Raw genomic sequence first — 11,650 nt, forward strand, 5'->3', positions numbered from 1 at the left:
CGGCCAGGGTCGTCCCGACTGCCGTCGCGGCGGCTCGCCCGTCACCATGGAGCCATGACAGATCACCAGCACGCCGCGCCGGGCCCGGGGTCCGGCTCCGGCGCGGTCGGAGAGGCCGCTTCCGGCGGAGCCCCGCAGCCGCCCGGTGAGGCGGGCGTGCCCGAGCCTCCGCACCATTTCCGGCGCGACCGCCGTCACCAGATGATCGGTGGCGTGTGCTCCGGGCTCGGCCGGCAGTGCGACATGGACCCGGTGATCTTCCGCATCACGCTGGCGGTGCTCTCCGCCACCGGCGGCGTCGGCCTCATCTTCTACGGCTTCGCCTGGCTCATCGTGCCGTACGAGGGCGAGGAGGAGAACGAGATCCGCAGGCTGCTGACCGGCCGGGTCGGCGGCCACACCCTGGCGGCGATCCTTTTCGCGCTGGTCGGCTGCGGCGCCTTCCTCACCATGCTGAACAACGGCGGGGTGCTGAGCTTCGCCGTGATGCTCTCCCTGCTGCTCGCCGGTGCCGGGTACTGGTCCCGGCAGCGCGGTACCCCCAGCCCCGACCCCCTCGCCGCCCAGGCCGCCGCCGACGCTCCGCCGGAGCCCCAGGCGCCGCCGGTTCCCGCCGCCTACTCCTCCTGGTGGCGCGATCCCATCGTCAAGGACGGCACGCACATCGGCGGTACGGGCTATCTGTGGGGCCCGGGGAACTCCCGCGACCTGGACATCGCCGCAGTGGTCGACGTCCGCCTCGACCCCCACGGCTCCGGCCACGGCGCCGCGCGTCCCCCGCACCCCCGGCCGGCCAAGCCGCGAGGGCCCCGTGGGATCGGCGGCTGGGTCTTCCTGCTCGCCCTGCTCGCGGCCGGTCTGGGCACGGGCCTGACATGGCAGGAGCATCCGCTCGGCACCAGCCTGCAGACCGGTCTCGCGTGTGCGCTCGCCGTCTTCGGCCTCGGTGTGGCGGTCAGCGCGTTCCTGGGCCGTACCGGGGCGGGGTCGATCATCCTGGCGGTCATCACCGCGGGACTGCTGGCCGCCTCCACGGCCGTGCCCAAGGACATCGGCACCGAGTGGATGCGCACCAGCTGGGAGCCCGCCTCGGTCGCACAGATACGCCCGGTGTACAACCTGGGCACGGGGAGCGGCACCCTCGATCTGTCCAAGGTGCGGGTGGCCGAGGGGCAGACCGTGTCGACACGGGCCGACGTCGGCCTGGGCCGCATCCACGTGATCGTGCCCGAGAACGTGACCGTGCGGCTGAACGTCCAGGTCGGACTGGGCGACATCCAGTTGCCGGGCGACCTGCGGAAGGACGTGGACGTGGCACCCGACAAGCGCAAGGAGGCCACCCTGGCTCCGCCCGCGGGCGTCAAGAAGGTGGGCACACTCGAGCTGGACCTCCAGGTCGGCGCCGGACAGGCGGAGGTGAGCCGTGCTACGTCATGAGTTCCAGCCCGGCAGGCTGGTCGCCGGCGCCTTCCTCACTCTCGCCGGCGTGCTCTACGCCGGAGACGCGGGCGGCGCCTGGGACACCCCGTGGTTCGCCGTGTTCCCCGTCGTCGCGGGCGGCCTGTGCCTGGCCGCAGCGGTGGGCAGCGTGACGGGCCTGATACGCCGGAACAGACGGTCCGGCGACCGGGAGAGCCACGCGAAGTCACCGACCTGACGAAGGCGGCCGGCGGCCGGGCCGGCCCGCGGGTGGGGGCGGCCCTACCGGTAGTCGCTCACCCGCCGTCGGCGGCGCCCCCGGAGGGCGGCGTCCACGGAGAGCAGGGGTGCACCTGCCAGCACCAGCGGAATCCAGCCCATGAGATAGGGGAGGTCGTTTCCGTAGTAGTACGGTTCGGCGGCCCAGCTCACCGTCAGCCACAGGCTGAGGGAGATCAGCGCACCGCCGAGGGCGGCCGGCCGGGCGAGCAGACCGATGAGGGTGCCGATACCGACGGCCAACTCGCCGAAGGCGATGGCGTAACCGAAGGCGACGGGATTCTGCAGAGACATGTCGACCAGCGCGGGAATGGCCGAGGAGTCGCGGACGGCACGCATCATGTCGCCGATCGACCCGGCCCCGGCGTCCTTCATGAACGCGCTGTCGGTGAGTTTGTCCAGTCCGGCATAGATGAAGGTGACGCCCAGGAAGATCCGCAGAGGGAGGAGTGCGTACCGCGTGGCGGTGTCCCGCCAGTTCCTGCCGCCATCGAAGTGAGGGCTGTACGCATCCGTGCGCATACCGTGAATCATCGCCGTCTGTCACCTCTCGCCGCCGCCGTACCGAGACCTCCTCGACAGACCATATGTACGACAACCAAGGCCGGATCAATCCATTACCGCCCCGATTTTTCGGAACGTCACCTCGCCCGCTCGGCCGCGCCCACCGGTCCGGCTAGTCCGTCACGTCGATCGCGTACCGGTTCGTCTCCACCCCGGCTGCCGTGACGACCTGTACCTCCACCCGCCCCGGTTCCACCTCCACCGGGACCGGAACGGTCAGCAGGGCGTCCGTCGGGTTGTCGAAACCGCCCTTCACCGGCACCAGCGGCACATGGACGTGCACCGCTCCCACCCGGACCACCATCCGGGCCAGCCGGTCGGCTCCCTGCGCGCCCATCGGAACGAAGCCGGTGCCCCGGATCTCGATGTCGTCGCCGGTCCGGATCGGCGCGTCCAGGTCCCCGGCCTCCCGTGCCCGCACCACCGACAGGATGACCGGCCGGCCACCCTCCGCGTACTTGCCCGCGAGATAGGTCGCCGCCGACACCAGCACGACCACCGCGAGCCCCCACGGCAGATCGGGCAGCTGGTCCGGCCGCCGCGCCAGTCGTACCGCCGCGAACGCCAGCGCGACGGCGCTGATCACGACGTACTGGATGTCGGCGAAGCAGCCCCGTCCCGCGTCGTCGGTCAGCAGATCGGCCGCCCGGGGCCGGTCCGCGCGCACCTTCTGCAGCCGCTGCCCCTGCACCCGCAGTCCGACCACCCGCCGCACCACCACGGCGATCCCGCACACCACGGCGAGTACGGTCACCACGCCCGCACCGCGAGCCAGTTCCAGCCCCGCGATCAGCGCGTCGCGTTCCCGGTGCTCGGAGGCGACCGCCAGTTGCCCCGCCAGGACCAGCACCGCGTACGCCAGGAGCAGCACCCAGGAGGCCGCCACCGCGCGGGACGTGGAAAGACGGTTGTCCTCCCCGATCACCGGCGCCAGCACCCCGCCCCGCGCCCGGTGGAACCACGAAGCGGCGGTCAGCGCGCCGGCCACCACCAGCGCGGCCAGCAACCCGGCCGTGCGCGCGGCGCTCCAGCCCGAGCCGATCGCCGTGAACGCCTGGCCCAGAAGCAGCAGTACGACCGCCGCCCACACCACGACCGCCGTCCGACGCCACAGGCGCGTCAGCCAGGCCGCACCCTCGGCCCGGCCGCGCTCGGCCACGAGCTCCGCGGCCTGTGCCAGTTCCTCCGAGACCCACTGGCGGGAGGCGGACGCCGAGTGGGCGACCGCCGCGGGCAGCCCCTGCCCCGCCGCGAACTCCTCCCGCTTCAGCAGGAACGCGGCGACCGCGCGCCGGTGCCCCTCACGCACCCCGTGCGGACAGTCCCCGCAGGCACAGCCGCCCTCGTGGGCGCCCACGTCCGCGCCATACCTCGTCCCGGTAGGGTCCGCCTCCTGCACCGCCACGCCCGAAGCCCGCCTTTCCCATGTCCGCGCACACGTTGAAGATCACCATCGGTGCACGCAACTCCCCGGCAACGAATGCGAATTGTGCCCTACGTCCGACCCTCCCCACCCGGCAGGTCCGGTCAGTGGATGAAGTTCGAGGCGTCATGTTGACCCGGCCGTGAAATCCCCCGTGGCCGGCCGTGACCGACCGCCGTACGCCGCCTGCTGCTCCATCCGGAGGACACCGCGGATACCCGACACACGGTGTCCGCTATCCGCGCCACACTCGGCCCATGGACACGAACCCCGTGAACACGAACTGGGACGCCTTCACCTCCGCCGAACCCGAGCTCGCGAAGACCGTGGAGGAGCGCTTCGGCGCGCACACCCACCACGTCCTCGCGACCCTGCGCAAGGACGGGTCGCCGCGCACCACCGGCCTGGAGGTGCGCTTCCTGAACGGTGAGCTGTGGCTCGGCATGATGCCGGACTCGCTCAAGGCACTCGACCTGCGCCGCGACCCGCGCTTCGCGCTCCAGGCGAACCCGGGGGCGGGCACGGGCATGGGCGGCGGGGACGTCCGGATCAGCGGGCGCGCGTTCGAGGTCGACGACGCGGACACCAGGAGCGAGTACGCCGAAGAGGTGGAACCGCCGGAGCCGTTCCACCTCTTCCGCACCGAGTTGACGGAGGTCGTACGGACCTACGTGGAGGACGAGACGTATCTCGTCCTCCAGGTCTGGAAGCCCGGTGAGCCGGTGCGCACGCTCAAACGGACGTGAGCCCCCTCCGAACGGGGACCACCCCGACAGGGACCACCCGAACAGGGGCCACCCGAACGGGGACTACTCCCACTCGATGGTCCCCGGCGGCTTGGAGGTCACGTCGAGGACGACGCGGTTGACGTCCCGCACCTCGTTGGTGATGCGGGTCGAGATCTTGCCGAGGACGTCGTACGGCAGCCGCGACCAGTCGGCGGTCATCGCGTCCTCGGAGGACACCGGGCGCAGGACGACGGGGTGGCCGTAGGTGCGGCCGTCGCCCTGGACACCGACGCTGCGGACGTCCGCGAGCAGCACCACGGGGCACTGCCAGATGTCCCGGTCGAGTCCGGCCGCGGTGAGCTCCTCGCGGGCGATGGCGTCGGCCTCGCGCAGCAGGTCGAGCCGCTCCCTGGTCACCTCGCCGACGATGCGGATGCCGAGTCCCGGGCCGGGGAACGGCTGCCGCTGGACGATCTCCTCGGGCAGGCCGAGTTCCTGGCCGACCATCCGGACCTCGTCCTTGAACAGCTGGCGCAGCGGCTCGATCAGCTTGAACTCGAGGTCCTCGGGCAGGCCGCCCACGTTGTGGTGGGACTTGATGTTGGCGGTGCCGGTGCCCCCGCCGGACTCCACGACGTCCGGGTAGAGGGTGCCCTGGACCAGGAACTCCACGGCCGGGCCCGCGTCGGCGACGATCTCGGCCTGGGCCTGCTCGAAGACCCGGATGAACTCGCGGCCGATGATCTTCCGCTTCTCCTCGGGGTCCGAGACACCCTTGAGCGCGGCCAGGAACCGCTCCGACGCGTCCACGACCTTCAGCTGCACGCCGGTCGCGGCGACGAAGTCCTTCTCGACCTGCTCGGTCTCACCCTTGCGCATCAGGCCGTGGTCGACGTACACGCAGGTCAGCTGCGCACCGATGGCCTTCTGGACGAGGGCCGCGGCGACGGCGGAGTCCACCCCGCCGGACAGACCGCAGATGGCGCGCCGGTCACCGACCTGCTCGCGGATGACGGCGACCTGATCCTCGATGACGCTGCCGGTGGTCCAGCTCGGGCTCAGGCCCGCGCCCCGGTACAGGAAGTGCTCCAGCACCTGCTGCCCGTGCGTGGAGTGCATCACCTCGGGGTGGTACTGGACGCCGTAGAGCTTCTTCTCGTCGTTCTCGAAGGCGGCGACCGGGACGACGTCCGTGGAGGCCGTGACCGCGAAGCCCTCGGGGGCGGCGGAGCAGGCGTCGCCGTGCGACATCCACACGGCCTGCTCGTCCGGGGTGCCCTCGAAGAGAGTGGAGGACGACTTGGAGACGTGCAGGTCCGTACGGCCGTACTCACGCGCACCGGTGTTGTCCACCTGGCCGCCCAGGGTCCGCGCCATGAGCTGGAAGCCGTAGCACATGCCGAAGACCGGGACGCCGGCCTCGAAGAGCGCGCGATCGACGGTGGGGGCGCCCTCCTCGTACACCGACGAGGGGCCGCCGGAGAGAATGATCGCCGCCGGGTTCTTGGCGAGGATCTCCGCGACCGGCATGGTGCTCGGCACGATCTCGCTGTAGACCCGCGCCTCGCGGACGCGACGGGCGATGAGCTGGGCGTACTGCGCGCCGAAGTCGACGACCAGGACGGTGTCGGGCGCGTTGGCAGCGGAAGTCGCTGATGACACGAGGTGCCTTCCGGCGGTGGGCGGGTCTGGTGTCTTCCGATTCTAGCCGGTGGGCATGCGGCCCTCCCCGGGCTCCCGCAGCCGCGCACGGCAGGGGCCCGTCTCACCATGCGACCACCCGTGTTGGACGGCCGGGGCGAGCGCGGCATACTGGAACCATGCTCACGCACACGGCCTTCTCGGCTTTCTCCTTTACCTATGGCAACCGGCCCACCGGCTGCCATGGTCGTGCTGCTTGAGCAACTGACAAGCGACTTCCCAGGCGCCCCGGGCCGACAAGGTCCGGGGCGCCTGGCGTTTTCGGACCCGGTCGATCCGGGGCACCCCACACATCCAGCGAGGAGCCCCGCCATGACCACCCCCACCGACATCACCACCGCCGACATCACGGCCGCAGACGGCACGACCGCCGAGAAAACCGGCGCCCGCACCGCCGAGGCCGCCGATGTGATCACCGGTGCCCGCGAGCGGATCGACGCCCTGGACGACCGGATCATCGGTCTGGTCCAGGAACGGATGGCCGTGTCGGCCGTCATCCAGCGGGAACGGATCACCTCCGGCGGACGGCGTGTGAGTCTCTCCCGCGAGATGGAGATCCTCAGCCACTACAGGGAGGCCCTGGGCAAGCCGGGCACCACGCTCGCGATGACCCTGCTGGAGCTGAGCCGCGGCAAGATCTGAAGCGACCGGACACCGGGGCCGGGCATTGAATCCGCGTTCCGGGCACACACGTACGCATCCCTCCTCACCCGTCCGGCGCGTGACCGGAGCCGTGGTCGCGCCGTTGGTACGGGTGTCCGTGTCAGCCAGGGGCGGGCTCGAAAGAACCACGCGTGGCTCGCCGGAGCGATGAGACGTGCGGATCATGCCGTGCGTCGTGGGACCTCGTTCCGGACAGGTGACCGGACGGCAGGGGACAGCAGCCCGGTCACCCAAGAGAACGGTCGGCTCCGGGGACGCCCGGAGCCGATCGGCTGTCCCCCTCCTGCGGCCGACGCCCGTGCGGGACGTGGTGTCAGGTGCGGGTCACGACACCGCATTCCTCGGCGACCTCGTCCAGGCCCCGGCTCCGGTCGTACGGATCCCGCGCCTCCCCCGTCGGCATGGGGCCGTCTTCCAGGTCGGCGAGGAACTGCGGGCGGATCACTCCGTCGCCCTCGCGGCAGTCGTCGTTGCCGATCTCGCTGTTGCTGTCGGCGAGCCAGATGTGTCCGTCGGTCGCCTGGAACCTGGTGGGATCCACCGCCTCCGCCTCGATCACCCGACGCACGATCACCCGAGCCACCTCGCCGCCACCGGGGCGGACGACCGCGTACACGAAGGTGTAGTCCCCCTTGACCACGGCCCTCCCGGCGGTTCCGCGCACGGGCTCGACCGTCAGACGGCCGCGAACCCTCACATCGTCCACCAGTTCGACCTCGGCGGGATCGAACCGGGTGAACATCCACACCGGGTCGTTCTGCACCGTGGGCTTACGCAGCCCGGCGCGCAGCTCGGCGAGGTAGTCCTTCATCAACGGGTCGAGGAGGGCCAGCGCCTTCTTCGGCTCGGCCCCCATGATCACCTCATGGTCGAGGTTCGAGGCGATCAGGAAATCCCTCGCCCCTTCCAGAGCCGCCTCGACGGAAGCTGCGGAGACGCCGTTGACGGCCTTCGCCTTCCCCTCCGGCAACCGGATCGCCTCCGCTCCCGACTCCCACCGCACGGCCGGAGAGCCGGCGAACGGCCGCTCCCGGGTGGGCATGACGGGAAGGGCCTTGGAGGGGGCGCTCGTGGGGCGGGCGGTCTCGGGGGCCAGCGGTGCGGCGGAGGCGCCGTCCGCCCCCTCCGCCCCGTCCGACGTGTCCGAACCTGCACCGAGGCCGCCGGGCAGCCAGGAGAGCGCACCGGACGGGTTGACGGCGACCACGGCCACCGCCACGGCCACCAGCACGCCGACGACGCTCCAGCCCGTGCGCCGGCGCGTGGCCCGGCCGTCCATCTCCTGCCAGGCGGGCCCGGTGCGCCACCCCTCGGGCCGAGCGGGCGGGGCGGCGGGCTTGCTCCGGCCCCAACGACGCTTCCCACCGGCGCCGTTCGACCTGGCCTGTGCCTCGTCCATGGCGCGCAGCCGCTCGGTCACCATCCGTGCCCGCGCGGACGGTTCCTTCGGGGCGGTGGCGCGGATGTCGCGCTCACCGTCCTCGAAGAATTTTTCCCACACATCGCCAGGCGGGTTGGAGGACCCCGGTCTTGTGGGTTCTTCGGACGACTTCTCGGGCACGGGGTGACGCGCTTTCTGTCAAGGGGGGCGGATTCCGTCAACGCGGATCGAGGGGTGAGCGTACGCCCCCGCCGATCACTCCACAGGAGTGATCCACCTCACATAAAATTTCTGTCAGAGCCAGGACAACCATTTACAGGGTTCGGTGATCAAACCATCAGAACCACGGGCCACACCCCGCGCCCCACCGCGGAGGCCTCCCCCTGACGCGTACCGCAACCGGCGGTACACCTGACTTCCCGAGGTCTTCATGAAGCTCCGCCGCGCCATGGCTGTTGCGGCCGCAACAGCAGTGATCGCCCCGGCTGCGCTCCTCGCGGCTCCGGCCGCGTACGCCACCGACGAGACGACCCCGTCGCCGATCGCCTCCGAGTCGACTCCCGGAGAGACCGAGCCGACGAAGACGGACGACCCGGCTCCCGAGACGACCGCCCCCGAGGCGACCGACGACACGGACAACCCCGGCGAGCCCAAGCCCGAGGAGACCGACGAGCCCAAGCCCGAGGAGACCGACGAGCCCGAGCCCGGCGAGACCGACGAGCCCGAGCCCGGCGAGACCGAGACCGACGAGCCCGAGCCCGAGCCCAGCGAGACGGAGCCGGAGGAGTCCGAGACTCCGGACCCCGAGCCGTCCATATGCGAGGACACCAAGGTCGACGTCGGCTTCTCCGGCCTGCCCGGCAAGATCGCGGTGGGCAGCGGCTGGCACAAGTTCTCGCTGGACGTGGTGAACAACTCCGACTCCACCCTCGAGGACCTCGACTACTTCGCCGGGGCCTCCCCCGACAAGTACGGGGAGGACATGTTCCGGAGCAAGCACGTCCAGCTCCAGGTCTGGGACCCGGAGGACGAGATCTGGGCCGACCTCAACGACGGCGGCTACGCGGTCGGTTACATCGGCTACAGCACCGAGCTCGAAGCCGGCTACCAGGTCAACATCCCGATGCGGATCAATGTGAAGGCCTCCGCCCCGGTCGGCGCCGGCTTCTCGCTCGGCGCGACGATCTACGGCGACAGCGACGGCGAGTGCACCGGCTACGGCGAGGTGTCGTACAAGTTCCAGATCGTGTCCGCCGGTACGGACACGGACGGCACCAAGCCGCAGGTGGGCGGCAAGGCCCCCGTCACGGACAAGAAGCCGGCCGCCGACACCCCGAAGGTCACCGGCAGCCTGGCCGAGACCGGTGCCGGCTCCGCGCTTCCGATGATCGGCCTCCTCGGCGGTGCCGCCGTCGCGGCCGGTGCGGGTGCGGTGTTCGTGGTGCGTCGCCGCAAGGCCGGCGCGGTCGCGTAAGCACACCGTGAGCAAGGTGGCGTGAACACGCCGCAGACATAGGGAAGAGGACCTGCGCTCGGAGGGGGGCGCAGGTCCTCTTTCCTTTCTCGGCTCACCCGGCTGTCGGCGGCTGCTTCTTCGGCGGCACCGTCGGCATCCCCAGGAACGGCAGCCTCAGCGCGCCGAACGCGTCCGCCGGGACCGCCGGCGCCTTCGGCTCGACCGGCCGGAGCCGTTCGTAGGCCGCCCCCTGCCGCGGACGGGGGTCGGGTTCGCCCTTGTTGGGCCAGTACGACATGGCCCGCTCGGCCTGTGCCGTGATCGTCAGGGACGGGTTCACGCCCAGGTTCGCCGAGACCGCCGCCCCGTCCACGACCGAGATGCCGGGGTGGCCGTAGAGGCGGTGGTACGGGTCGACCACGCCGGTGTCCCGGGTGGCGCCGATGGGGCAGCCGCCCAGGAAGTGGGCGGTGAGCGGCATGCCCGACAGCTCGCCGATGTTGGAACCGGCGAACCCGTTGATCTCGGCCGCCAGGGCTGACGCCCCCTCCGTGGCCGCCTTGATCTGCTTGGGGTTGGCGGCGCCGTGGCCCTGCCGGGCGGTGAGCAGCCCGCGGCCCGCCCCGGACGGTTTCAGGTACGTCGTCAGGGAGTTGTCCAACGACTGCATCACCAGGCCGATGATGGTCCGCTCCGACCAGCGCCGGTTGGAGAGCGAACGCATCATCAGCCAGGGGTGCCTCGCCGCGTTGCCCAGCCAGCCCAGCACCCTGGCCGCGCCCGGACCCCCGCCCGCGTACGGGACCTGGAGGATCGACAGGCCGCCCATCGAGTTGGAGCCGCGACCGTAACGGACCGGTTCGATATGGGTGTTCTCGTCGGGGTGGATCGACGAGGTGATGGCCACACCGCGGGTGAAGTCGACCTTGGGTGCCCCCGTCGCCTTGCGATAGCGGCGGTCGTCGGTCTGCGCCCCGACCAGCGCCTCGGAGTTGGTGCGGGTCAGCTCGCCCAGCCGGTCCGAGAGGTGCGGGAGCTGACCGTTGGCCTTCATCCGGTGCAGCAGTGTCTGGGTGCCGTAGGTGCCGGCGGCCAGCACGACGCGGCGGGCCCGGAAGGTCCGCCCGCCGCCCTTGCGGCGGTTGTCGGTGGGGAGCGTGGCGACGGCGAATCCGCCCTGTGAGTCCTCCGTCACCGCCACGGCCGTCGTCATGGGGTGGACGACCGCGCCCGCCTTCTCGGCGAGGTGGAGGTAGTTCTCGTTGAGGGTGTTCTTCGCGCCGTGCCGGCAACCGGTCATGCACTCGCCGCATTCGGTGCAGGCCCGGCGCGAGGGCCCCGCCCCGCCGAAGTACGGGTCGGCCGCCTCCCGCCCCGGCTTCGCCTTCACCGTGCCGTCGGCGTCCTCGCCGTCACCGAAGAAGACGCCGACCGGGGCCATGTGGAAGGTGTCGCCCACTCCCATCCGCTCGGCCGCCGCCTTCAGGTGCACGTCGGACGGGGTCGTCGTCGGGTTGAGCCGTACGCCCAGCATGCGCCGCGCCTGGTCGTAGTACGGCCTCAGCTCGTCCTGCCAGTCGGTGATGTCGCGCCACTGCGGGTCGTCGAAGAAGGGCCCGGGCGGTACGTAGAGGGTGTTGGCGTAGTTGAGGGAGCCGCCGCCGACGCCCGCGCCGGCCAGGACCATGACGTTGCCCAGCAGATGGATGCGCTGGATGCCGTACATGCCGAGCCTGGGGGCCCACAGGTAGTTCCGCAGGTCCCAGGAGTTCTTCGGCAGGGAGTCGCGGGTGAAGCGGCGGCCCGCTTCCAGTACGCCGACGCGGTAGCCCTTCTCGGTCAGGCGCAGGGCCGTGACGGAACCGCCGAAGCCCGATCCGACGACGAGGACGTCGTAGTCGTACGCGGTGTCGGACACGGTGTCGGACACGGCGTCGTGCGCCGTGTCGTGCAGCGTTTCGTCCTCGCGTTCGTCGTTCCGGTCCTGGGCGGAGTTCTCCTGTGACACGTGCTCTCCTCGTCGAAAGCCACGGTGC

At 71.2% G+C, this 11,650-nt stretch carries 10 protein-coding genes; 5 read left to right on the top strand and 5 right to left on the bottom strand.

Features of this window, described 5'->3' with window-relative positions:
* Window positions 1-54 precede the first annotated feature (54 nt).
* Window positions 55-1,437, top strand: coding sequence for a PspC domain-containing protein (locus tag ACTWJ9_RS12655; protein ID WP_387035875.1), 1,383 nt, complete (start codon window positions 55-57; stop codon window positions 1,435-1,437).
* Window positions 1,424-1,657 carry a hypothetical protein gene (locus tag ACTWJ9_RS12660; RefSeq protein WP_279334370.1) on the top strand — a complete coding sequence of 78 codons (234 nt, stop codon included), beginning with the start codon at window positions 1,424-1,426 and terminating at the stop codon, window positions 1,655-1,657. Before ACTWJ9_RS12655 ends, ACTWJ9_RS12660 begins: the two co-directional genes overlap by 14 nt.
* Window positions 1,658-1,701: 44 nt before the next feature.
* Here ACTWJ9_RS12660 and ACTWJ9_RS12665 read toward each other — a convergent pair whose 3' ends face one another.
* On the bottom strand, window positions 1,702-2,232 hold the full coding sequence (locus tag ACTWJ9_RS12665; RefSeq protein WP_387035871.1) for a DoxX family protein: 531 nt from the start codon (window positions 2,230-2,232) through the stop codon (window positions 1,702-1,704).
* A gap of 142 nt (window positions 2,233-2,374) precedes the next feature.
* On the bottom strand, window positions 2,375-3,667 hold the full coding sequence (locus ACTWJ9_RS12670) for a hypothetical protein (RefSeq protein WP_387035868.1): 1,293 nt from the start codon (window positions 3,665-3,667) through the stop codon (window positions 2,375-2,377).
* Between the two features lie 275 nt (window positions 3,668-3,942).
* Here ACTWJ9_RS12670 and ACTWJ9_RS12675 point away from each other — a divergent pair, with 275 nt between their 5' ends.
* Complete coding sequence (locus ACTWJ9_RS12675; RefSeq protein ID WP_279334373.1) at window positions 3,943-4,431, top strand: pyridoxamine 5'-phosphate oxidase family protein; 489 nt, start codon at window positions 3,943-3,945, stop codon at window positions 4,429-4,431.
* A 63-nt stretch (window positions 4,432-4,494) separates the two neighbouring features.
* Here ACTWJ9_RS12675 and guaA read toward each other — a convergent pair whose 3' ends face one another.
* Window positions 4,495-6,075 carry a glutamine-hydrolyzing GMP synthase gene (guaA, locus tag ACTWJ9_RS12680; RefSeq protein ID WP_279334374.1) on the bottom strand — a complete coding sequence of 527 codons (1,581 nt, stop codon included), beginning with the start codon at window positions 6,073-6,075 and terminating at the stop codon, window positions 4,495-4,497.
* 351 nt (window positions 6,076-6,426) lie between these two features.
* On the opposite strand from guaA, the gene ACTWJ9_RS12685 reads away from it, so the two are divergent.
* Window positions 6,427-6,756, top strand: a complete 330-nt coding sequence (locus tag ACTWJ9_RS12685) for a chorismate mutase (RefSeq protein WP_279334375.1) — start codon at window positions 6,427-6,429, stop codon at window positions 6,754-6,756.
* Window positions 6,757-7,090: 334 nt separating this feature from the next.
* Here the strand turns inward: ACTWJ9_RS12685 and ACTWJ9_RS12690 are convergent, their stop codons facing one another.
* Window positions 7,091-8,278, bottom strand: a complete 1,188-nt coding sequence (locus tag ACTWJ9_RS12690; RefSeq protein WP_443295727.1) for a hypothetical protein — start codon at window positions 8,276-8,278, stop codon at window positions 7,091-7,093.
* A 310-nt stretch (window positions 8,279-8,588) separates the two neighbouring features.
* On the opposite strand from ACTWJ9_RS12690, the gene ACTWJ9_RS12695 reads away from it, so the two are divergent.
* Entirely contained in the window at window positions 8,589-9,632 is a 1,044-nt protein-coding gene (locus ACTWJ9_RS12695) for an LPXTG cell wall anchor domain-containing protein (protein ID WP_443295728.1), read from the top strand.
* 94 nt (window positions 9,633-9,726) lie between these two features.
* On the opposite strand, the gene ACTWJ9_RS12700 is transcribed toward ACTWJ9_RS12695, so the two are convergent.
* Window positions 9,727-11,532: a GMC oxidoreductase gene (locus ACTWJ9_RS12700; protein WP_387035923.1), complete on the bottom strand. Its 1,806-nt coding sequence runs from the start codon at window positions 11,530-11,532 to the stop codon at window positions 9,727-9,729.
* Between the last annotated feature and the right edge of the window lie 118 nt (window positions 11,533-11,650).

It is taken from the genome of Streptomyces sp. GDS52 (assembly GCF_052246875.1).
GTDB classification, from domain to species: Bacteria; Actinomycetota; Actinomycetes; order Streptomycetales; family Streptomycetaceae; genus Streptomyces; species Streptomyces cathayae.